The organism is Algoriphagus sp. TR-M9, from assembly GCF_027594545.1.
GTDB classification, from domain to species: domain Bacteria; phylum Bacteroidota; class Bacteroidia; order Cytophagales; family Cyclobacteriaceae; genus Algoriphagus; species Algoriphagus halophytocola.
Window position 1 is genome coordinate 2,627,061 of sequence record NZ_CP115160.1, and the last position, 23,436, is coordinate 2,650,496.

Genomic DNA, 23,436 nt, shown 5'->3' on the forward strand with positions numbered 1-23,436 from the left:
AATCTCCATTGGGGTTTCTGCTAGGGTTAAGGGGGAGATTTCTCAGTCGCATCAAGGGTTCTGCTTCCCTTACCGAATAAGGAGCTCCTTCGAAATGACCACTATAACGAGGGCGTGTTTTCGGGTCATTTCGACGACGACGAAGGAGGAGAAATCTCTGTTGAAGTTTGAAAGCTCAAAGCTGAAAGCTGAAAGTAGAGTCAGGAAGTTGGATGTCCGATATCCGGTGTCCGTTACTGGGTGACCACGAAGTGGCAGTTGGGTGGTGGAAAAACCCCAGCGGGGTGAGAGATTTGTAGCGCCGGGTTTTAACCCGGTGAAAAAAAAGCAGGTCAGATCACAAGCGCTGGCCCTGGATTTTCATTTGGAAACGCGAAGGTTATGCCAGCAAGATGGAAACGAAAACCGGATTGGAGACCTACGGTTTGGAACAGCTCCTAATCGGGCGTTCAAACCGATCAACAAATCACGATCAGCGAAACCAATAGTGGTCTGTGCGGACACAGACCACGGTGCGGAGATTACAATTGAGATCTCTCCTCGTACCTCGTCGAGATGACAACTAAACACGTTTCTCAGCCATGCATTTGGCGCATGTACCTCTTCCTTCGCAGGTAAAAGAAATAACCCATCATGGCCGAAAGCAGAAATACCAGTAAGTAAGCCCACAAAGCGGTGTACTCAGGAATATGAAGCGCCCATTTCTGCAAGGCCCAGGAGTTCAGCAGACTGGAGTCATTACGCTCTAAAAAGGCTAGCAGTTCCTCCGTATTTTGGGGTAGCCAGGCCAAGGAAGTAATAAGACTGATTCCGGACAGCATCAGCAGATCCTTTTTGCCCCAGCGGTAACGCCTGAATGATTTGGTAAGCACCACCAGCCATAAGGGAATCCAGGGTGCCAAAGCTGTGATTTTAAAAAACACTGAGAAAACCAATCCCACTATAAGTATGATTACCACTGCCCATCCCAGTTTGCCCATTTCCTGATAAAACCTGTGCAGGAACACCAGGGTCAGCAGTGCAGGCAGCCCCCAATGAACTGTGTTGACCAGGATGAAATCCAAGGGAAAACGGAAGTTGCCAGTGCCCATCTCCTGCAAAAAGCGTATGAGCCCCAGGCTTTCATTTTTCCCAGAAAGCATAACCAGTATAAGCACTATTCCTGCCAGACCCATAATCCCCTTGCTCAAGCGGTCTGTTTTAGTTCTTTTTTTGAGTTGGCTCCAGGCCAGGTTCCAGTGGATAGGGTTTTGCTTGGCTCCATAAACAAACAAAAAGGGGATAGCCAGCAGGGCTATGGCATGTGAGAGTTGCGCAGTCCAGGTCTGCTCTCCCCAGCCCCATACTCCCCAGCCTATGCCCGCAATAAATAGAGGAACGAATAAGGACAGCAGGGCCGGGATCAGGGATTTGGGCCTTTCAGTTTCGTATTCCGGTAGTTTTTCTCCGGGAAGAAAGAGCATAAGCAGTCCGGAAAGCAAGAGCAAAGGGGAAACAAAGGCACCTAATATGGATACCATTCCCAACTTGAATTTCTCATAGCGCAGGAAGTAATTGACCTGCCCCATACCCAGGGCGAAAGCAAATAGATCGGGGCTGAATGGATGATACCAGACCGATTTCAACCAGGCATAGTTGAAAAACATAAGGATAAAACCAATGGTGGAGATTGCTGTTTTGAGTCTGAGTTTTTTGGCAATCCGGAAATACCAATAAAGGGCCAGGGCCAGGTAAATCACCTGCCAGATAATCATGCCATTCTGCAGGCCTTCATTGTCTTTGACGATGTGAAAGGTGGAGAAGGAGAGGTTGAGCAGCGCAAAGGGTAATATTCGGGTGAGTTGCACCAGGTTGTATCCAGATTCTTCTATATCGTCCAAAAAGAATCTGCCTACATCTCTATAAAAGACCCCATCTCCATAGGCTCCTTCATTTACGGGGATTTTCTCTCCGTTGATCTGGAGAAATACTAGGATAGCCAGGAATGAGATTAGGAAAATTTGCCTCAAGATGTTTCGTAAAAATTAATGGTTTTTCTTTTCGTAGTTCAATAATGTGCAAAATAATGGAATAAATGAAGAGGAGGTTAAAGTTGGGGGAAGGAAGTTGGGGAGGGGTGTACCGAGGTCGCGTTTTCGGGTCATTTCGACGACGACGAAGGAGGAGGAGAAATCTCATTGGAAGTTTGAAAGCTCAAAGCTGAAAGCTGAAAGTAGAGTCAGGAAGTTGGATGTCCGATATCCGGTGTCCGTTACTGGGTGACCACGAAGTGGCAGTTGGGTGGTGGAAAAACCCCAGCGGGGTGAGAGATTTGTAGCGCCGGGTTTTAACCCGGTGAAAAAAAATCAGGTCAGATCACAAGCGCTGGCCCAGGGTCGCGATTCGAAGACGAAAATGGTTTGCCAGCAAGATGGAAACGAAAACCGGATTGGAGTCCTACGGTTTGGAACAGCTCCTAATCGGGCGTTCAAACCGAACAACAAATCACGATCAGCGAAACCAATAGTGGTCTTTGCGGACACAGACCACGGTGCGGAGATTACAATTGAGATTTCTCAGTCGCAAAACAGTAATAGCCTACTATACCGATTAAGTAGCTCCTTCGAAATGACCGCTGCATCGAGGGCGCGTTTTCGGGTCATTTCGACGACGACGAAGGAGGAGGAGAAATCTCTTTTGAAAGCTGAAAGCTGAAAGTAGAGTCAGGAAGTTGGATGTCCGATATCCGGTGTCCGTTACTGGGTGACCACGAAGTGGCAGTTGGGTGGTGGAAAAACCCCAGCGGGGTGAGAGATTTGTAGCGCCGGGTTTTAACCCGGTGAAAAAAAATCAGGTCAGATCACAAGCGCTGGCCCTGGATTTTCATTTGGAAACGCGAAGGTTATGCCAGCAAGATGGAAACGAAAACCGGATTGGAGTCCTACAGTCTGGAACAGCTCCTAATCGGGTGTACAAACCGATCAACAAATCACGATCAGCGAAACCAATAGTGGTCTGTGCAGACACAGGCCACGGTGCGGAGATTACAATTGAGATTTCTCAGTCGCATCAAGGGTTTTGCTTCCCTTACCGATTAAGTAGCTCCTTCGAAATGACCGCTGCATCGAGGGCGCGTTTTCGGGTCATTTCGACGACGACGAAGGAGGAGGAGGAGAAATCTCTATTGGGGTTTCTGCTAGGGTTAAGAGGGAGATCTCTCCTCCCTCCGGTCGTCGAGATGACTACTATACCGATTAAGTAGCTCCTTCGAAATGACCTAGTCCTTTCTCTGGTCGTCGAGATGACTACTAAATACGTTACTCAATTAAGTGTGAAACGCTTTTTCGAAATAAGCGTGGTTGCTGTTTCTACCGGTAAGATTAGTACCCTAATTCATAAAACAAAGGCAGTCTGACCAGGCATGCTGAATAGTGTACTGCGTTTGGCAGTATCCTTTGATCCTCAGAGATACTCTGATAATAGGGTGAATCCTGAAGATTTTGGTAATGGAAAACACAGAGTATCCCTTTTTCAAGCATCTGGGATATAAAGCGAGCGCGGGTGTTCAGATTTTGAAATAGCAAGTAAAAGGAATGGGCATTGGGTGAATCCTCCTGAGTAGGAAAACCATAAGACTCCCAGAGTTGGAGTTGGTCTAAAACTTCAGTGAATTTCCCTAAATATTCTGTTTGTAAGGCCGCAGCTGCCCGTCCTGAGCGGACAAAAAACTGGTAGTAATCCTGCCAGATGATTTTTCTTCTCTCCTGAATAAGGTCTATATGCTCTATTTGGGCCCAAAGGTATGCTGCATTGAGTTCGGATGGGAGGAAGGAACTCCCTATGTCCACCCAATTGTATTGATCTATTTCGCCCCGGAAGAAAGCAGCTCTATTGGTACCCTTTTCCCAAATGATTTCTGCTCGCTTAGTAAATTGGGGGTCGTTTATGATCAGCATCCCTCCTTCCCCACATTGGATATTTTTGGTTTCATGGAAACTCATGCATCCCAGGTGTCCTATGCTCCCAAGTGCTTTTCCTTTGTAATAACTAGTAATCGCCTGTGCGGCATCTTCCACTACAAAGAGTCCATACCTATAGGCTATATCCATGATCAGGTCCATCTCACAGGCTTTACCGGCATAATGCACAGCTACTATCGCTTTGGTGTGCGGGGTGATCAGGTTTTCTATCAAGGTTTCATCCATATTGGGATGATCAGTCCGGCTATCAACAAAAACGATTTTGGCCCCACGAAGGACAAAGGCATTGGCGGTGGAGACAAAGGTAAAAGCCGGCATAATGACCTCATCTCCCGGCTGAATGTCCAGCAGTATAGCTGCCATCTCCAGGGCATCCGTGCAGGAAGTGGTGAGCAGGCATTTTTCAAATCCAAAACTGCGCTCAAAAAACTCCTGGCATAGTTGCGTATAGTGACCATTGCCCGAGATTTTACCACGCTGTATGGCATCCTGTATGTAGGTCAACTCCTTACCTGTCTGGTAGGGTTTGTTGAAGGGGGTTTGCAAGTTGTCGGTTGTCTGTTGTCTGTTGTCGGTTGTGGGTTGTCTGTTGGGGGTTGGGGGTTGGGGGTTGGGGGTTGTCGGTTGTTAAGTTCTCCAGTCTCTTTTTACAAATTCTATGAATTTAAAAATTTGGGCTCCCAGTATATCGTACTCCCTTGCAAGTGACTTTGCTTTATTTTCTAATCCTGGATAAAGCATCTGGATTTTTTCTAAATGGTTTATGGTCTCCAAATTACTGGCATGGGAATAAACCAAAAACTTAATGAAATCGGCTTTATAAACCCTCCTTCCGTATCCTTCCACAATATTTGAGATGATTGAGTCAGCAGATCTTCTCAATTGACTCCCCAATTCATAAAGCTCATATTTTGGAAGTTCCAAGGAGAATGTATGCGTCTCCACAAATAATTTAAACGCCTTTCTATATACTTCTAAATCTTTATAGGATTGCATGGGTTGTCTGTTGTCGGTTGTCTGTTGTCGGTTGTCTGTTGTGGGTTGTCTGTTGTGGGTTGCTACTGGTTAGAAAGCGGAAATGCATATTAAGTAAAAAGGAATGCTACGACTTCCAAAAATGATAAATATTCATCTGATCTGTGAGTTCATACCCCAAAGAAGAATACAGGTGGCAGGCCACTTCATTTTGCTTTTGCGTAGTAACTCTAAGACGCTTTGCTCCAAAAGAATAGGCTCTAGATTCAGCTGCCTTAATCAGGATTTTGCCAAGCCCCCTTCCGCGTGCTGACTCCTCCACAGCTAATAACCCAATACTAGCCTCCATCTTTCCCCTAGAGAGCGTGAGCAGAGCAGTGTATTCATGATTAGTTAAAACCATGTCATTTTTTAAGGCCTTGTCAATCCAATTCATGTAAAGATTTTGAAATTCATCCGAGTATAACCTCGCATCAACTTTGAACCTAGAGTATACGCCACTTTGCAGTGCAAGGGCCTGAAGCTGCTTATTCATTCCCCCTCTATATTCAAATATTGTAGAAACATCCTGCGTAGAAATCAGCTCTTTAGAGTAGGTAACTTTATTTTCTATCCATCTAATGCTAGGGTGTTGTATTTCCAGGAGATCACTAGAGAAAATGTAAACCAATTGAAATTCTCTGGCCAACTCCATGAATTTCCTTTCGTCCCAGTCATGGTCAATTGTACATTTGGCCACAGAATATCCAAAAAGTTGGGAATCAAAGGGAAGATAGATCAAAGATGAGTTCTTATGCAAAAGGTTTAATTTTTTCTGATTATCCAGAACCTCCTCAGTCTCAAACAGCCTTGTTCGCCCAGCCAGAAGAGGGCTTATGGATTAAAGTAAGCCTAATTCTATATTGCTTTTGGCTATATACTGGATTTAAGTTTTCTAGGCAACTCCTCTTTGTTAAGTTGATACCTACTTAAATTTCCTTTTCCACAATATAAATCGGGCGCTGTTTTACCCCTTCGAAAGTCTTGCCTATGTATAAGCCAATCATTCCCAAGGTTATTAGCAGGAAGCCAGTGAGCACCCATATAGAAATGATCAGGCTGGCATAGCCGGCTACTATGATATCTCCCTTGAGATATTTAAACAATGTGTAAAGAGCAAAAAGGAAGCCGGTGAGTGCTACCCCAAAGCCAAGCTTTACAGTTAGCCGGATGGGTTTATCTGAATAAGCCAGCATAATGTCCAGCGCCAGATTGAAGAGTTTTCTAAAATTATAATTACTACTACCCTCCGCTCTACCGGCATGGACCACCTCAATACTGGTTTGCCTAAAGCCCACCCATTTGACCATGGTAGGGAAATAGCGAATACGCTCCCGCATGCCTGTAATTTCATTGATGACTCTTCGATGGTAAATCCCAAAGTTTGCTATGCTCTCATCCTGATCAGTTCCGGTCAGCCAGGCTAAGCTTCTGTAAAACACTTTGGAAGAAAGTCTCTTGAAAAATCTGTCCTGACGGTCTACTCTTCTGGCAAGAACCACATCAAATCCTTCTTGGGCTTTGGCCAAGAGCTTTGAGATTTCTTCGGGTCTGTCTTGCAGGTCACAGTCCATTACTATTATCCACTCCCCTTTTGCGGCATCCAGGCCTGCGGTGATGGCATAGTGCTGACCGAAATTTCTGGAGAGCTTTATCCCACGGATTTCTGGATGTTTTGCAGCGAGTTCTTCGATTTTTTCCCATGAATTATCAGGGCTGTAATCATCCACCAAAATGATTTCAACTTTCTGATAGGGAAGAGCTTGCTTGATCCTGGACACAAGTTGGTCCAGGATATTTTCTGCGCGGAAGACTGGGGAGATGATGGAGAGCAAGGTAGTTGTAGTTTGGCTGTTACCTGTTGTCTGTTATTGGTTTTCGCTTAGGGATTGTCTTACCCCTGCCCCCTAAAGGGGAGAATGGGCTGAGTGGTAAAGGTTATAAGTTATAGGTTTTCCCATCCCGTTCCGGTTGCTATCGGGTGGTACCAGGAGTTATGGGAGCGAGTGGTAGATGTTGGATGACTTAAAACAGCGCTAACTGAAAACAATCAGGATTAATACAAATAACCAAATAGCCAGAGGGGGATCTTTTTCCATGAGCTATTATTATCCCGGCTGCTGTGATATCATGATCGGGCAACTCTTTGTTTTTCCCATCTACCACCACCGTCCATGTTTGATCTATTCGAAAATCTGCATCCTCCTGCAAAGTAACTGAATGACTATAGCTCAATTAATTCAGTTTACCGGCAGAAAACAATGATACTTTCCTTGGTAGGGAGGTCTCAAGTTAAAGTTGCTGAATCAAAATTCCTTTTGAAAGTTAGAAGCTCTCAGCTGAATAATTGGGTAGAAATTTTTAATTGTAGGTTCAATTTCTTGTAGGCCAAATGGTTGCCTATGAATAGGATTGGATTTCCTTAGGTTTGTGATCCTATATCAGCAGGGGCAAGCAGGGGCCTCTAGTAGTAGAAGGGCAAGCGCCTGGTCAGCTTCTTTTTAGTTTTGCGAGGTTTTTCAGCCCTCTATAGAAAATGTAATACAGTTTATTATGTTGTACAGGGAATTCGGGGCTATGATAGCGGAGCATATCACCCGTGGTAATGTTATAATAATGCTGACGTTTTAGGGTATAAATGCCTTTTTCCTTCAGGTGATTTCTGATAGCTTTTCTAAACTTAAAATAGGTATCCCGCTTTGGGTTTAGGTTTTTCCCAGAATTTGAAATGGAATTTTTCTGGGGGTGAACTAAAGTAAGTGCTTGGCCTGAAAATGCAACGTTTGGGTTTATTTTCAAAAGCTCAAACATGAGATGATATTCTTGAACGTTTAACAAATCAGGGTTCCAGGCACCGGCTTTCTTCACCCATTGTACGTTCCATAAGTTGGCAATGGTGTTACCAAGTCGGGTAGTTATTAAGCCTGCCCAGATATCATGAATGATCAGACTTTCCTGCCAGGTACCGTTTCGGGGAAATTTAAATTTGCCAACAATCAGTCCAATATCATCCGTGATGAGTTTGACCTGATCGGAAATTTTTCCAGGCAGCAGTTCATCATCTGCATCCATAAATTGCACCCATTGATTGCTGACATGCTGTAGCCCCAGGTTCCTAGATGCCGGTGCTCCCCTATTTTTGCCAGCTTCATGGCGTAAAACCTGTATCTGCGGATATTCATTGGCAAATCTCTCGCAAAGCTCCAGACTATTGTCCTGGCTTCCATCATCTACCAAAATGATTTGATTAATCTCAGGCTGCTGCAGCAGGGAATTTACCGCACGCACCAAGGTTCTTGTGCATTATAGACCGGCATTACAGCCGAAATGCTTTGTTTAGCTAGCTTCTTCAACTCAAATAACTCTTGCCCAAAAGTAATAAACTAAAACGATTATCAACGAAAATCGAAAAAGCTGAATGCCTGTAATACAAGGGACTCTAGTCTAAAGGCTTGTAAAAGATGCTGGTAAAGGTGAAAAAAGCATCATAAACCGTCACTCCCTTATAGGATTCTCTCTTCCAGCCTTGAAGTTTCTGGTTCATGACAGGCTGGTAGGATTTTCTAGAGGAATTGTCAAAGACCAATATCCCTCCCCTTTTCAATTTGCTTATACTTTGAGTGAGGCATTGTGGCCTTACTTTACCGTCAATGATCAAAAGGTCTATGCTTTCATCTGGCAGATGGTCTGCGGCATGTGCATACTTTTCAAAGTCAAGCCCCTTGGTTTTTTAGCCATGAATACTTCTGTAAGCTGAACTACCTGCTTTCTTTTCTGGCTCTACTAAAAGATGCGTAACTCCCGGGAAACTGCTGATTTGGGAATGAATCATTTCAAACCATGCCTTGTCATGTTCTATGCTGTAGATTGATTTGACCTTATCGGCTAGGAATAGCGTGCTACCTCCGGACCCAAACTCCAATACCTTCATTTGGGGCTGAATTAAAGATTTGAGCTTAAGATAAGCCTGATGGGTAATCCAAGGCTATGCCGACTGATAAGGGGGGATTAGTCGGCGGTTATAATTGTAATATTGTTTGAAATCGCTGATAGGCTCCCATATCCCATGTCCAATGCTCAAAAACCTGTAACATTCCGAGAGGAATCTGCCTAGAATTTTATACTTAGGTTTTAAATAAATGTTGTTCATTATAAGGTGTCAGTGGGTACTACTTTCCAAATACCAAAATCCCCTGAATATCTCCGGGATCATTTTCTAAGATAGAAACATTGACTTTTCTTTGGACTTTTTCGTAGGTTTTTTCTTTGATAAACTCCAGGTATTCTCTGTCCAGGTCCTTGCCTATAAGTACCATTTCTATGGTACCTGAGTCTATACCCTTGGCGTAATCCCCTATTATATAGGCCATTTGCACCTCACCCATCCTTTTGACAATTCTTTCCATGAGATCATCTAGGCCTAGAAACTTGGAGACCATGGCTTTGATTTCTTCGTAGAAAGGGTGCTTTGAATTGGCCTTATAGACCTTGGTTTTCCCCTCATTCTCAGCCAACAGAAGCCCTGCATCGGTGAGGCGGTTGAGTTCCACCCGTACAGAATTGGTAGATTCATCAAATTCCTTGGCCAGAGAGCGCAGGTAACCTGAATTGGCATGAGCAAAGAACTTCAGCAGAAGTTTAATGCGGGTTTTGGACGTGACTAGGGAGTCGAGCAATTTTTAGAATTAAAAATTAAAAATGGATGAATTTAAAATGAGCATCTATTCCTATGTTTTGGAGTTCTAAAACTGAAAGAAATGAACATTAAAATTATTGTTACTTTAAATTCTCTCTAGATCTTTTAATGATTGAGTGGAGAAGTGAAATTATTTCTTCAATTTCTCTTTTCAGTCTTGGCATTTCTTGGAAATCGCCAAGTAATTCTTCTCTATCCAAAACCCTAAGCCAATACTTTGCTTCCCGGGCTTCCTTATGAGCTATAGTTAGCTTGGCAATGAAGTCCAATTTAGAATGCGCAGCTTGGGCTTCTTCCACATTGGCTCCTATGGAAGTGCCTGCTCCAACAAACTGATCAGCCAGTTTATAGTGCCCTTTGGCCCTTAAAGCCAAATAAGCAGAAATTGTAGCCTGTGCGAAATGTAGGCTTTTGCTTAAAATTATATTTGCCATGTCCTCTAAATCAAAAAATTCTTAATTCTTAATTCTTAATTCTTAATTCTTAATTCTTAATTCTTAATTCTTAATTCTTAATTCTTAATTCTTAATTAAAAAAAAGCTTCGCCCTCTCACTCCCGATCAGAAACTAGCGGATGAGTAAAAAAATTACTCAATCAAAAATAAAAAATAATACCCTTATTCATAATGCTTCTTCTAATATTATGATACCTCAATTAGGGTAAGGATTCTGAGGCAGATGTGGATTGATACTTGATGAGGATCAAGTGCTCGGTGCTGATTGAATCTGTAGGCTCTAGGTGGTGGCCCAAGTGCTCCAAGTAGGCTGAAAAGCTATAGCTTCTATCTTCTTTTACTTGCAGTATCGCGAAATTTTCAGCATTTCTATAACTCGAAAACCCTAACCTTTCCATAGCATTTTGCTGGAATGGACTTCTTGAAACCCAACCATTTATTAGAAAAGGCGTGGGCTGGACGATGTCGTAATCTTTTGAAAAATACTCCAAAGGAAAGCCCTCCGTGAAAAACATTTCATTGGGAAACACAGATTTTTCCAGTTCGTGAAATTCCTTAAGAATTTGTTTTCTCCTAGATGCTTCCAAAAGCACATTGCCTACATGAATTAAAGTGAACAAACAAATGACAGTGGACAGGGCGTAGCACATTTTTTTTGGAATAGCTTTTAAACCTAGGTTCCAGATGGGTACCAAGAGTATTAGGGAAAAAATAAAAACCACTCGCCCTCTAAAATGAAAGATATGGTTTGTAAATAGAAAAAAGAGGCCCCATACCAGTAAAGGCAGAAAAAGCTTTCTGCGATGTCCAGAATACTTCAAAACCAAAAAAAGGTAAGCAAAGCTCAGGAATCCTTTAAACAACTCATGCTTTTGGACCGAGAAATACCTCAAGATTGATTTACGAAAACTATCCCAGGACCAGTAGGCCTGATCTAGCTGAACCTTCTTACCATTCAGATCTTCAATCGTAATTTCGCTTTCTTGAAAAAACCACTGAGAAAAATAGTACCATTTATCATCACCTATTAAAGCATCCTCTACACTTAGTTCGTAAAAAACCGGATGATCAATTACCTCATGTCGAGCTTTATTGAAGGTTAAATAATCAGTGAAGTCTGAATTCTTCTCATAGATAAGTTTGGAAAAATAAAAGCCCAGCAATATAAAAACTACCAAACCCATTTTGAAAAATACACTTCGGTCTATTCTTCTGGAGGACAGATGGAAAAGAGAAAAACCAGCCAAAACCAAAGTAAAGGCTTCTAGCCGAATAGCCATAGCCAGGCATGCACCAATCCATCCCAAAATATTAGAATTTGGTTCTCCTGACCAATTTGGATTAAAAATAAAGGTCAAAGATGCCAGGGACAAAAACCCACTAACTAGCGTGAACTGCGGAAAAGCTGCTAGGTGAATCAGAGTTGCCAGTAACAAGGTCCTCAATAAATATTTCCGAGTTAAACCAAAACCCTGATTTCTAAGCTGCCATTCCAAAAGAAAAAACCCATAATACAATGCTGAAAAAGTACCGATGGAGTACCATGGCACAGTTTCAATAAACCCATAGAACCAGGTTAACATCAAGGATAGAATGGGATGAATAAATACTATGTAGTTTTCAAGATTTCCAGTATAGGCTCCTGAAACGAGCCACATCATAATCACATCATCATTTACCTGAAACCTCCATGGAAAAAGAGTATAAAAAAGAATGAGAAAAATAAAAACAGCTCCCTGAAAACTTCCTAGCCCAGCTCCAATATTGCGTGACCATTTTGCTGCTAAGTTCATTTATGATGAAGGTCTAAAGATTTAGCTTTGTAAGAACTGGAATATCTGACTCAGCTGCAAAAAAAGAAAGAACTTATCTGCGATTTTAAGCTCTAGTTTTCAACTTTTTCAAAAAGCTCCCAGCAAGCCCTTTAAACAAAAATTACCATTACATGGCGGTATAATACAATTTTGTGGATAATTAAGTGCCCCAAAACCAAAAAAATACCCTGTACTAGACTAGCCCCAGATTTTTGGACATTTTTTTCTTGTTATGTTGAATTTAGTGAATGGATTCGATAACTCACTGGACTCATTCCATTCAGGTTTAATCGGATTCTTTTGTGATTATAATAATGGATGTATTCTTTGATTTCTTTTTTCAGCTCATTGATTGAATTGTACTTTTTTAGATAGAACAATTCACATTTAAGGGTTCCAAAGAAATTTTCTATTATCGCATTGTCCAAGCAATTTCCTTTTCGGGACATACTTGGGACAATGTTCTTTTTGTGTAATGTATCCTGATACAATTTCATTTGGTAGTGCCATCCTTGGTCTGATTGCATAATTACCGGTTTTTCCTTCGCAATAGGGCGTTCCACTTGCTCTAACATATCAATTACAGGCTTTAATTTGGCATTTTCTGACATGGTATAACTGATGATCTCTCCATTGAACATATCAATGATCGGAGACAAGTAGAGTTTCTTGTCAGTGACTTTAAACTCCGTAATATCGGTAGCCCATTTTTCATTTGGCATAGAAGCTTTAAAGTTGCGTTCTAAAAGATTTGGAGCGACTTTACCCATTTCCCCCTTATAGGATTTGTATTTTTTTGTCCGAATCAAACTCTGGATTCCCAATTCCTGCATCAATCTCAAAACTGTTTTATGGTTGAGAATCATGCCTTCGTTTCTAAGTTGAAATTTGATGCGCCTGTAGCCCATTCGCCCTTTATGTTCCTTATAGATCCTGGAAATAGCCTTTTTGGCTTCCAGATATTTATCCGGCTTTCTGGATTGTTTTATGTGATAATAAAAGGTACTTCTGGCCATCCCAGCATGCACTAACAGATCTGATAATGCATGAGACTGCCTTAATTCCTGGATGACTTCCGCTTTTCTTCTTTCTCTTTGTCGGCTTGAATTAAGGCATGGAGCTTTTTTAAATATGCATTTTCAGCTCTCAGGGAAGCTAATTCCTTCAGGAGCTCTTCTTCCTTGGTTTTGGGCTTTTTGATTCTTTTGGCCATGGGAAATTTTGGTTCACTTTGTTTCCTTGCTAAACCTTCAGAGCCTTTTTCATCATAAAGAGCTATCCATTTGACCAAGGAACCAGGACTTCGAATATTAAACTGAATACAGGTCTCCAATAAAGATAACGACTTCTTTCGCATGGTCTCAATAGCCTTGACCTTGAATGCAGGAGGATATTCTCTATTTGAAATAGGCATAAGGCCCATAATTCCGTGTTTTTGATACAAGAGAACCCATTTACGAATAAGAGATTTATCAACTCCTAAATCCTGACCTACTTTAAATACTGATCGCTTATCGTGGATCACTTGATCAACTGCCTCTTTCCTAAAGAGGACAGAATACTTCTTTTTACCTTTCATAAAATTGCCTTCAAATAGTGTCTAACTTTTTGGGGCTATTTCAGTACAGGGTATTTTTTTTCTCAGATCGCTCATCTACCTTTATGTCAGGGTGATTAAGCAACTTTTCTCATAATTTTTTATAGAACATCATTAAGGGATTTTTTCTAAAATTTTTTATTCCCTTTTTACCTTTCTGACCAGTCTTGGGAGAACCTGTGAATAGTTCAGGTTTTTAGCCGTCCTTCTCATTCTTCGTTGAATCTCTGGTCATTTCTATGTGCTCGATTCCGTCTTCCAGGTAAGTATTCCCTTCAGGCTCAAAACCGAAAGATCTATAATAGCGGTCCAAATAGGTCTGTGCTGAAATCCTGATGCTGCAGTTTCCGAATTCAGATTGAATAAACTTCAGGGTTTCAGTCATTAATGTAAGGCCTAGACCAGTGGCCCGCACTGCCTGACTGCTCAGCACCCGACCAATGGAAACTTCAGGGTAGGAGATCCCCGGGGGCAATACCCTAGCATATGCCAGTAGTTGGCCGTCCCTGCTGATCATGACATGAAAAGCCTGTAAATCCTTTCCATCAGCATCTTGGTACACACAGTTTTGCTCCACCACAAACACCTCATTTCTCAGTTTGATGATAGCGTAGAGTTCCAGGTTGGTCAGTTTTGCAAAGGTTTTGACTTGGATTTGTAGGTTCATCTAGACGGGGATTATAACAGAAAATGCTGTAGGTAGGGTTTCTTCAAGCTGCTTGCAAAGTAAGTAGTTTTTAGACCATGGTGGATAGACCATAGTCCAAAGTAGGTAGACCAAAGTGGGTAGACCATAGTCTCTCTCGCTGTTCGAAATTTGTAATCTCGAACCAATATCGTAGCATTTCCAATGCGGATTCTTGGTATTCTTGCTGGCGTGGCAATGCCGTCTCCGACAGACGATCCCGGGCCAGCGCTGGTGTTAAATTGCGATTGGTTACCCAGGGTTGCGTCGTTACCTCCTTACCCTGGGCTACAACAAGGCAGGCCTTCAGCCTGCTTCCTCACCGTGGTCTGTGTCCGCACAGACCACTATTGGTTTCGCTGATCGTGATTTGTGGATCGGTTTGAACGCCCGATTAGGAGCTGTTCCAAACCATAGGATTCCCAATCCGGTTTTCGTTTCTCTCGCTGTTCGAGATTTGTAATCTCGAACCAATATCGTAGTAGCATTTCCAATGCGGATTCTTGGTATTCTTGCTGGCGTGGCAATGCCGTCTCCGACAGACGATCCCGGGCCAGCGCTGGTGTTAAATTGCGATTGGTTACCCAGGGTTGCTTCGTACCTCCTTACTCTGGGCTACAACAAGGCAGGCCTTCAGCCTGCCTCCGCTCCGTGGTCTGTGTCTCACAGACCACTATTGGTTTCGCTGATCATGATTTGTGGATCGGTTTGAACGCCCGATTAGGAGCTGTTCCAAACCATAGGATTTCCAATCCGGTTTTGGTTTCCATCTTGCTGGCAAAACCTATTTGTCTCCGACAGACGATCCCGGGCCAGCGCTGGCGATAAATTGCGATTTTTCACCCAGGGTTGCGTCGTGCCTCCTTACCCTGGCCTGCCCGCCGTGGCGGGGCTATTAATGATTTGACCCCTTCAGGGTCTCAATATCCAGTATATGGATCTACTTTCAGCTTTCAGCTTTGAGCTCCCCCCCCCACTGAGTCTGAGACTGCCGCGGCTCGAACCTCGCCTTCTTCCTTCGGCCAACAGGCGCAATGACGACACCCGACTTCCCGACTTCCTAACCTCCGACATATTGAATACCGAAGGTCAAAGTACCGAAAACGGCAACTTTAAACTTTACATTTTAAACTTTCAACTCTTCCATCTGCGACGGTGTCTAATTCTGGCCGAGACTATGAGGTTCAGGTTTTAGATTTCACACTTTAGCCTTCTGACTTCCAAAGAGATTTCTCCTCCTCCTTCGTCGTCGTCGAAATGACCCTGGAACGCGATCTCGGTACACAAAACTTCCCGACTTCCCCCAAATCACTCAGACTTCAGTACCTTGGCGGGATTGCTTTGAGATGCTACAAAGGAATGTATCCCCACAATCAGCAGGCAAATCAACAAGACGCCTATACCCGCTCCTAGGAATATAAAATAGGGCATTTCCACTCTGGTATGAAAGCCATTCAACCAGTCACTTAGGAAGAAATACGCCGGGTAAATCGCCATTAAAAAGGAAATCCCCACCAAAACCATGTATTCTTTGGAGATCAAGAACAGGATTTGATGCAAGGTAGCACCTAGGACTTTTCTTATGCTGATTTCCTTCGTGCGCTGGGCAATGGTGAAGCTAGACAAACCGAATAAGCCCATGCAGGAAATCAAAATGGCCAAGCCACATGCGAAACCCAATACATTTTTAATCTTCACATCCTCTTGATAGAAACGTTCGATTTGTTCATCCAGGAAGTTGAATGAGACGGTTTCATAAGGATAAACACTCAAATAAACCTCTTCTAAGCGCTCTTTGGCGACAGCCAGATTTTGATCAGAATTTAGCTTGATGCTCACTGTTTGGAAATATTCGGGGTCATAGGTGAAAAGCAGGGGACGGATCTCCTCCCTAAGTGTTCTGGAGTGGAAATCTCCTGTAACTCCAATTATTGTACGCTGTTCCTCATTGTATCGCAGGTTAGCGCCTATGGCAGCTTCCAGATTTTCATAGCCAGCCTCCTTTACAAATGTTTCATTTACCAAGATTTCATCTGACTTATCTATACCATCTGTACCTGCCAAGAGTGGAATTCCATTGACCCGCACAAAAGCAGAATCCACATTCATCACTTGGACGTACATCTCCTTCTCGGTGGTATCCACAGGGATTTTAACATCCGATGTCCAAAGACTAGCGGAGGACACCAAATTACCGCTTAGACTGGCACTCCTCACCATAGCCTCTTGATTATAGCGATCCTGAAGCTGCAGCATCTTATCCGGATCGGACATAAATGGTATGCTAGCATACATCACCGCTTCCTTTTCAAAGCCCAATGGCTGACTGCTTACATATTTCAGTTGGTAGTTCAGAACCAATACCAAAATGATAAAAGCAATGGAGGAAGAAAGCTGAATCACAGTGAGGTTCTTCCTGAGAAATCCCCCCAATGAGAATTTCCCATTTCTCATCATTTCACCTTTTAATGCACGCTGAGGATCGTAATTAGAAAGGATGAGAGCCGGATAAATCCCAGTGATCAAGGTCAGCAAGAGTGGGAATGCCGAATAAAACAAGGCATTGAAAAAGGAAAAATAGGCGATTTGGAAATGCTGCGGTAGGTAGGATTTAAACAGTATTTTCAGTCCCTCCACTAAGCCCAAGGCTATAAAAGAGCTGATCAAAATAATCAAAAAGGTCTCTGCCAAAAACTGGGAAATCAATTGCATCCGTGTCCCGCCTATGGTTTTTCTGATGCCAACTTCCTTGGACCGGCTGATGGCCTGGGCTGTCTCCAGGTTCACAAAGTTCAAAGTTGCCAGCACTAAAATAATCAGTCCTATAAACACCAATCCTTTCAGAAAGGCTTTGGAAACACCCTGATTTGTATAAGTCTGGCCAAAATGCATTTCGGCCAGTGGTTCCGTAAAAAAACTGGTCTGGTAATCCCCATCATCTTCCGACTCCAGATTTTTGGCGATTAAGGGCTTGAATGCCTCGTCTATGGACTCAGCCGATACTCCAGGGGAAAGTTTGATGAACAGCTGGGAACTTGAGTTGACTGATCCCCAGGAATGTAGACCATTCCAGATTTTTTGTTCTTCGGTAGCTATGGTGCTGAAAGAGATAAAGTTCTGGAAGACAAAGTCCGTATTTTTCTCATATCCAGCTACTACACCGGTCACTTTGGCGTAAATGGAATCCGAGTCCACAAACATCAATTCCTGCCCCAAAACATCTGAAGCTTCTGATCCGGGGAAGTACTTATGCATACTTTTTTCGGAGATCACCACGGATGCTGGCTGGAGTAGAGCCGATTCTGGATTTCCGGCCAACCATTTCCTAGGAAATATTTTAAAGAAACCTGGGTCGGCAAAAGTGACTTCATTAGACCTTCCAAACACTTTGTCTGTATTTGGCAATGCTACTAGCGTCTCATACATGGTATAGAGCCTGCCTTTGCTTTCAATACCCACAATCTCATCCTGAATCACCTCGCCTAGAGGGCCAGGAGTACCAGAATTAGGATAAATACCTCCATCACCAAAATCTGTAACCGTATTTATCCGGTAAATTCTGTCCCCCTCTGGATGAAAATTATCAAAGCTATAGGAATGCGTGACCACATTGAAAATCAAAAAACAGATGGCAATCCCAATGGACAAGCCTAGAATATGGATCCCCGTCCTCAGCTTGTTTCTCAGGAGATTTCTCCAGGCGATTTTAAAGTAGTTTTTTAGCATGTTTATCTAATTTGAAAATTGACTCCAATTATTTCAATTCTTGTAATCAGGATTCTGGCACTCCATTCCTACCTAGGAAAGGCAGGCTTGGTTGTCGGTTGTCGGTTCTCGGTTCTTGGTTCTTGGTTCTCGGTTCTTGACTCTTGGTTCTTGGTTCTTGATTCTTGACTCTTGATTCTTGGCTCTTGATTCTTGACTCTTGATTCTTGGTTCTTGGCTCTTGATTCTTATCTCTTGGCTCTTACTTCTTGCTACTAGCTACTAAATACTTCCATCATTCACTTTTCAATGTTTTAGCAGGGTTGACAAGGGCAGCTTTTATGGCTTGGGAACTCACTGTCAATAAGGCGATCAACAGCGCTACCAAACCCGTAAACAGAAATACAGTCCAATCAATAGTAACTCGGTACGAAAATGAATCCAGCCATGCATCCATGATGTACCAGGTCAGCGGGATTCCCAGTATCACTGCCAAAAGCACCAGCTTTGCAAAATCAGCCGATATCATACGCACCAACCCAAGTACAGAGGCTCCCAAAACTTTCCGAACAGAAATTTCCTTACTTCTCTGCTGCGCAATAAAGGTGGCCAAGCCAAACAAACCCATGCAGGAAATTAGAATGGCCAAGGCAGAGAAAATCTCGGTCAGATTTGCAGTACGCTGTTGGGAGACAAATTTCTTGGCATGGGCCTGATCTACAAATTCATATTCAAATGGAGCACCTGGATTGAACTTAGAGAAAACTGCTGACAAACCTGCCATGGTGCTTTGGTAATCCACACCTTCATGAACTCTCAGATGAATGAAGTTCAGGTTTCGCTTTGGTCCCATGACCACGATGGGCTTGATCTCATCAAAGGGGGATTCCATGATAAAATCCTTCACCACTCCCACCACGGTAAACTTTAGGTCATCATCCTCTATCACCTGTCCTATGGGATCGGAAAAACCCATTTTCTCCACCGCAGATTCATTCAGGACAGCTGCCATACTATCACTGGGATACTGGTACACATCTATATCCCTACCCGCAATCAGCTCCATGCCCGCAGTCTCTAAGAGACCTGCATCCGAACCCATGCGGGACATTTCCGGTCTGTAATCCTCAGCTTTGCCCTGCCAGTTCATGGCGTTGGTATTGCTGTATATCTCTGTCAAGGGTGAAAAGGTATAAGTGACCGACTTGACCTCAGGCAGCTGCAAAAGCTCGTTGCGAAGCGCTTGCTTATTCTTTCGCATCGCCTCCGTCACAGGGTGGAAAATCAAATTTTCCTTATCCAATCCCAAGTCTCGCTCTTGCACGAAATTCATCTGATCTCGGATAATCCAGGCAGAAGAAATCAAAATAGCTACGATTGCAAATTGAAACACCACCAGCACCTCTCTAGGGTGAACCCAATACCTTCTGGCCTGAATCTTGGATTTAAACACGATGGCAGGGCGAAAAGAACTCAGCAAAAATGCAGGATAACTACCCGCCAAAATCCCGGTAAGCAGAATATATGCACCCGAAATCATCCAAAAATAAGGTTGAACCAGAGGGTTTGTGAAGTCTTTGCCCATGAGATCCCTAAACCAAGGAAATACCAGAGAAACGATCAGCAAGGCTAGCATAAAGGAAAAAAATGCGATCAAAACCGATTCCACCAAAAACTGTGAAATCAACATACCCCTTCCTGCTCCGGATATTTTTCTGACCCCTACTTCCTTGGCCCGATTCTCACTTTGGGCCGTACTCAGGTTAATAAAATTGATACAGGCGATGAGCAAGATGATCACAGCCACTATCCCAAACATACGGATTAGATCTATTCTGCCACCTGCAGAAACCCCGTTCTCAAATTTCGATTTGAGGTGTAGGTCTTCCATGGGAAATAGAAAATCAGTGATGGATTCTGCATCGGAGTTTTTAGATGTGAAACTGGCAAATTTTTCATTGAAAAGCCGGATGTCAGTGCCTTCATGGAGCTTTACGAAAGTTCTGTAGGAATTATTGCCCCAGAAATCATCTACCCATCCCATTTGCTCCAACTTGGAGAAAGAGAAAAAAGCCTTGAATTTGAAGTCGGTATTCTCAGGAAGGTCTTGGATTATAGCTCTCACTTCCAAATCCAGTTGTTTAGCCAGTGATACCGTTTTGCCCATGGCATCTTCCTCGCCAAAGAGTTTTTGCGCGGTGGATTGAGTGAGGATAATGGTATTGGGCTGGTCCAAAGCCTGTACCGGATTTCCTGCCAATACCTCAAAGGGAAATATTCTAAAGAAATCCGGATCCACAAAGGAGGTGTTTTCATAAAAGCTATTTTCGCCCACACTGAGGAGCTGAGGGTCCCATTCTGTAATCCTGCTCACTTGCTCCACTTCCGGAAACTGCTCCCTCATCGTCGGGGCATACGGAGCCGGAGTATAATCCCAAGAGAAAATCTCCCCTTGGTTGTTGTCATTTCTCCAAACTGCATAGATCCGGTCCGAATCCTCGTAGAAGCGATCTACTGACAATTCAAATTGTACCCAGATCAGGATCAAAATAGAGGCAGCCATACCTATGCCCAGCCCACCAATATTGATAGCCGCATATCCTTTACTTCTACTGATATTTCTCCAGGCGATTTTAAAGTAGTTTTTTAGCATGTTTATCTAATTTGAAAATTCTAAATACTTGTCCGCCGTGACGGATTGAAAATTTGAAAATTGACTCCAATTATTTCAATTCTTGTAATCAGGATTCCAGCACTCAATTCCTACCTACGAAAGGCAGGCTTGGCTCTTGGCTCTTGGTTCTTATTTCTTGATTCTCGGTTCTCGGTTGTCGGTTGTCGGTTCTCGGTTGTCGGTTTTCAGTTCTAGGTTCTAGGTTCTCGGTTCTCAGTTCTCGGTTCTCGGTTGTCGGTTCTCGGTTGTCGGTTCACGGTTCTCAGTTCTTGTTTCTTGACTCTTGGTTCTAGGTTCTTGTTTCTTGGTTCTTGACTCTTGGTTCTTCTCACTAGCTACTTCCCTCCTACTCATCCTTCAGCGTTTTTACCGGATTCATCCGGGTGGCTTTAAAAGCCTGTGCAGAAACGATCAAGAGCGTAAAAGCAACTCCTCCCAAGGCCAGCAAGGCGAAATTCAACCACGATGGCCAGTCCTTCACTGCAAATTGCGCGATCCAGTTTTGCATCAAATACAAACTCAGGGGCAATGCGATCAAAACACCTGCTACGGTTATGAACAAAAATTCCTTATTGAACATCCAGGAAATACTGGCACTGGAAGCACCCAGAACTTTCCGGATCCCGATCTCTTTGGTACGACCGGCAATACTCAATGCTGCCATGGCAAATAACCCCATCGCAGCAATCAGAATGGCAATTCCTGCAGCCAGGAACACCATTTTACCCAATCGCTCATCGGCTTTGTATTGCTCCTCCACCGTTTGGTCCATAAAACTGAATGTGAAAGCTTCCAGCGGAAAGACCTTTTTCCACTCGTTTTCTAACACTGCCCGAAAGGCCTCAAAATCATTTCCAGTGCCTTTGGCAATTACTTTTGGATTGGCCGCAGAGTTGATCATAAGCATATTGATCCCGCTAAAGAAGGTCTCCGGGCTTTTTGCAAATAATACCGGTTCGATTTCCTTGTAAAGCGAGTTATGATGAAAGTCCTTCACCACTCCCACGATCTGATGGGGTTTGAATCGGGTATTTGGCATCATTTCTCCCAAAGGATCCTCCCATTTAATCGCTTGGGCAAAGGTTTCATTGATGATAAATGCACTGCTATCTGCACCCGGATTTGGGTTAAAGTCTCTGCCTTCTTGTAGTTCAAGCCCCATGGTTTTGATGTAATCACCCCCAACGAAATTCACCCGGAAATTAAATTGCTCTTCCTCTTCGGTAGGAAATCCTGCATCCCAAAAAGCATCATCTCCATAAGTGGAAATGGTGATTCCCGCGGATTGCACTTCGGATCTGCCTACCAAAGCCTGGCGATATAGCTCTGCCTGCTGGAATCCCGCTGCGATGGACTTCACGAAACTTGTGCTATTCACCTCCGGGACATTGACAATGACAAGCATCTCCTGATCAAAGCCAAGATCGTAGTTCCTGATGGCCTGCATTTGATTGACCATAATCAAAGTAGAGGCGATCAACAGGAAGGAAATAAAGAATTGAAATGCTACCAGACCTTTTCTCAAAGCCTGCTTCCCAAAATGCATGGAAAGGTTTCCCTTCAGCACTTTGATAGGCCTGAGGTTGGACATGAAAAATGCAGGATAAGCTCCAGCCATGGCGGTGATCACTAGTACCAACCCCACTAAAATCAGGATTTGCAAAGGTCCGTAAACCAAGCTCAATTCTTTTTCAAACAGATTATTGAAAGTAGGCACCAGTAACTCTGCCAGGATCAAACCAAAAACCAAAGCCATCAAAGTAGTCAAAAATGCCTCGGTCAGAAATTGAAAAACCAACTGTCCGAATTCTGCACCCATGGTTTTTCTCACCCCAACTTCTTTGGCTCTAGTTGTAGATCTGCCTATAGCCATGGTAGTGAAATTGATACAAGCAATCAGGAGAATTAAAAAAGCTATACCTGCCAAAATCCATAGCAAGGTAGGGCGGGTGGTTTCTGCCATCCCGGTAATGGGATCATCTGTAATGTGGATTTCAGAAATGGGCTGTAGGGTAAAGTAGTATTCCCCTTCTTCATATTCTTCCCCCAGTACTTTCTTCATCATAGCCTCCACTCCTGCCTCAATAGAAGCTTTGGCACTGGGGTCAGTTACTTTCACATAAGTGTCACCAAAGACATTGAACCAGCTGTTTTGGTTTTCCTCCCCTATGGTATAATCCAGGTTCATGTCATTCATCAAGATCTCAAAATCCAGACTGGAATTTGAAGGCAGATTTTCCAAAAGCCCTGTCACGGTGTAGGCTTCAAAACCATCTCCCATCTTTAAGCGAATGGACTTTCCAATGGGGTGGCTATCGCCGAAATACTTCTCCGCAACCTCTTCCGTGATCACAATTCCAAATTTGTCATCCAAAGCCTGATCCTTATCACCTTCCAACAAGTTGAAACTGAAAATATTCAGGAATTCGGGGCTGACCATCATCAAGCGCTGACTTTGGGTGGTGGACTCGTCCAAATAAGCCTGTGCTACACTGGAAATGTACCTAGTGGTAGCTTCTATTTGAGGAAATTCATTTTCAAAAGTAGGAGCAGTTATGATGGGGGTTGAATAAGACCTTAAATCCTCTCCTTCCTCGACTTGGTGTCTGGACAATCTAAATATCCTATCACTATCGTGATGAAAATCATCAAAATTCAGTTCAAACTGGACAAAGAAGAAAATCAGAATGCTCACGCCTATTCCTAAGCTGAGGCCAATTAAGTTAATACCTGTGTGCAGTTTGTTTTTGGACAGGTTACGGATGGCTATTTTGATGTAGTTTTTTAGCATGTTTATCCAATTGGAAAATTGATAAATTGAAAAATCTGAAAATTGA

The 23,436-nt window shown here is 43.2% G+C and carries 16 protein-coding genes; all 16 read right to left on the reverse strand.

Going from position 1 to position 23,436, the window contains the following annotated elements:
* Positions 1 to 575: 575 nt before the first annotated feature.
* The 16 genes from PBT90_RS11185 to PBT90_RS11260 all read right to left on the reverse strand — a co-directional run bounded on the left by PBT90_RS11185 (position 576) and on the right by PBT90_RS11260 (position 23,390).
* Complete coding sequence (locus PBT90_RS11185) at positions 576 to 2,009, reverse strand: hypothetical protein (RefSeq protein ID WP_264810659.1); 1,434 nt, start codon at positions 2,007 to 2,009, stop codon at positions 576 to 578.
* A 1,350-nt stretch (positions 2,010 to 3,359) separates the two neighbouring features.
* On the reverse strand, positions 3,360 to 4,505 hold the full coding sequence (rffA, locus tag PBT90_RS11190) for a dTDP-4-amino-4,6-dideoxygalactose transaminase (RefSeq protein ID WP_264810660.1): 1,146 nt from the start codon (positions 4,503 to 4,505) through the stop codon (positions 3,360 to 3,362).
* Positions 4,506 to 4,586: 81 nt separating this feature from the next.
* Positions 4,587 to 4,955, reverse strand: coding sequence for a four helix bundle protein (locus PBT90_RS11195; RefSeq protein ID WP_264810661.1), 369 nt, complete (start codon positions 4,953 to 4,955; stop codon positions 4,587 to 4,589).
* A gap of 106 nt (positions 4,956 to 5,061) precedes the next feature.
* On the reverse strand, positions 5,062 to 5,733 hold the full coding sequence (locus PBT90_RS11200; protein WP_264810662.1) for a GNAT family N-acetyltransferase: 672 nt from the start codon (positions 5,731 to 5,733) through the stop codon (positions 5,062 to 5,064).
* A gap of 169 nt (positions 5,734 to 5,902) precedes the next feature.
* A complete protein-coding gene (locus PBT90_RS11205; protein WP_264810663.1) occupies positions 5,903 to 6,808 on the reverse strand; it encodes a glycosyltransferase family 2 protein in 906 nt (301 codons plus the stop codon).
* A gap of 655 nt (positions 6,809 to 7,463) precedes the next feature.
* Positions 7,464 to 8,261, reverse strand: coding sequence for a glycosyltransferase family 2 protein (locus PBT90_RS11210; protein WP_264810664.1), 798 nt, complete (start codon positions 8,259 to 8,261; stop codon positions 7,464 to 7,466).
* A 442-nt stretch (positions 8,262 to 8,703) separates the two neighbouring features.
* Positions 8,704 to 8,904, reverse strand: a complete 201-nt coding sequence (locus PBT90_RS11215) for a hypothetical protein (RefSeq protein WP_264810665.1) — start codon at positions 8,902 to 8,904, stop codon at positions 8,704 to 8,706.
* A gap of 238 nt (positions 8,905 to 9,142) precedes the next feature.
* The gene (locus PBT90_RS11220) at positions 9,143 to 9,649 is read right to left on the reverse strand and encodes a winged helix-turn-helix domain-containing protein (RefSeq protein ID WP_264810666.1); all 507 of its coding nucleotides are present in this window, start codon (positions 9,647 to 9,649) and stop codon (positions 9,143 to 9,145) included.
* Between the two features lie 100 nt (positions 9,650 to 9,749).
* Positions 9,750 to 10,103, reverse strand: a complete 354-nt coding sequence (locus PBT90_RS11225) for a four helix bundle protein (protein ID WP_264810667.1) — start codon at positions 10,101 to 10,103, stop codon at positions 9,750 to 9,752.
* A gap of 221 nt (positions 10,104 to 10,324) precedes the next feature.
* Positions 10,325 to 11,917, reverse strand: a complete 1,593-nt coding sequence (locus PBT90_RS11230) for a hypothetical protein (RefSeq protein ID WP_264810668.1) — start codon at positions 11,915 to 11,917, stop codon at positions 10,325 to 10,327.
* Positions 11,918 to 12,168: 251 nt separating this feature from the next.
* Entirely contained in the window at positions 12,169 to 13,071 is a 903-nt protein-coding gene (locus PBT90_RS11235) for an IS3 family transposase (protein ID WP_264811456.1), read from the reverse strand.
* The gene (locus PBT90_RS11240; RefSeq protein ID WP_264807667.1) at positions 12,996 to 13,517 is read right to left on the reverse strand and encodes a transposase; all 522 of its coding nucleotides are present in this window, start codon (positions 13,515 to 13,517) and stop codon (positions 12,996 to 12,998) included. Before PBT90_RS11240 ends, PBT90_RS11235 begins: the two co-directional genes overlap by 76 nt.
* A gap of 214 nt (positions 13,518 to 13,731) precedes the next feature.
* Positions 13,732 to 14,202, reverse strand: a complete 471-nt coding sequence (locus tag PBT90_RS11245) for a GNAT family N-acetyltransferase (RefSeq protein WP_264810669.1) — start codon at positions 14,200 to 14,202, stop codon at positions 13,732 to 13,734.
* A gap of 1,326 nt (positions 14,203 to 15,528) precedes the next feature.
* A complete protein-coding gene (locus tag PBT90_RS11250; protein WP_264810670.1) occupies positions 15,529 to 17,946 on the reverse strand; it encodes an ABC transporter permease in 2,418 nt (805 codons plus the stop codon).
* A gap of 274 nt (positions 17,947 to 18,220) precedes the next feature.
* Complete coding sequence (locus PBT90_RS11255; RefSeq protein ID WP_264810671.1) at positions 18,221 to 20,578, reverse strand: ABC transporter permease; 2,358 nt, start codon at positions 20,576 to 20,578, stop codon at positions 18,221 to 18,223.
* 367 nt (positions 20,579 to 20,945) lie between these two features.
* On the reverse strand, positions 20,946 to 23,390 hold the full coding sequence (locus PBT90_RS11260; RefSeq protein ID WP_264810672.1) for an ABC transporter permease: 2,445 nt from the start codon (positions 23,388 to 23,390) through the stop codon (positions 20,946 to 20,948).
* Positions 23,391 to 23,436: the final 46 nt, after the last annotated feature.

Excerpts from the sequence above, each read along its gene's own strand:
- PBT90_RS11215 (WP_264810665.1), bottom strand. The coding sequence starts at position 8,904 with ATGAAGGTATTGGAGTTTGGGTCCGGAGGTAGCACGCTATTCCTAGCC.
- PBT90_RS11250 (WP_264810670.1), bottom strand. The coding sequence starts at position 17,946 with ATGCTAAAAAACTACTTTAAAATCGCCTGGAGAAATCTCCTGAGAAAC.
- PBT90_RS11230 (WP_264810668.1), bottom strand. The coding sequence starts at position 11,917 with ATGAACTTAGCAGCAAAATGGTCACGCAATATTGGAGCTGGGCTAGGA.
- PBT90_RS11245 (WP_264810669.1), bottom strand. The coding sequence starts at position 14,202 with ATGAACCTACAAATCCAAGTCAAAACCTTTGCAAAACTGACCAACCTG.
- PBT90_RS11260 (WP_264810672.1), bottom strand. The coding sequence starts at position 23,390 with ATGCTAAAAAACTACATCAAAATAGCCATCCGTAACCTGTCCAAAAAC.
- PBT90_RS11195 (WP_264810661.1), bottom strand. The coding sequence starts at position 4,955 with ATGCAATCCTATAAAGATTTAGAAGTATATAGAAAGGCGTTTAAATTA.
- PBT90_RS11225 (WP_264810667.1), bottom strand. The coding sequence starts at position 10,103 with ATGGCAAATATAATTTTAAGCAAAAGCCTACATTTCGCACAGGCTACA.
- PBT90_RS11255 (WP_264810671.1), bottom strand. The coding sequence starts at position 20,578 with ATGCTAAAAAACTACTTTAAAATCGCCTGGAGAAATATCAGTAGAAGT.
- PBT90_RS11240 (WP_264807667.1), bottom strand. The coding sequence starts at position 13,517 with ATGAAAGGTAAAAAGAAGTATTCTGTCCTCTTTAGGAAAGAGGCAGTT.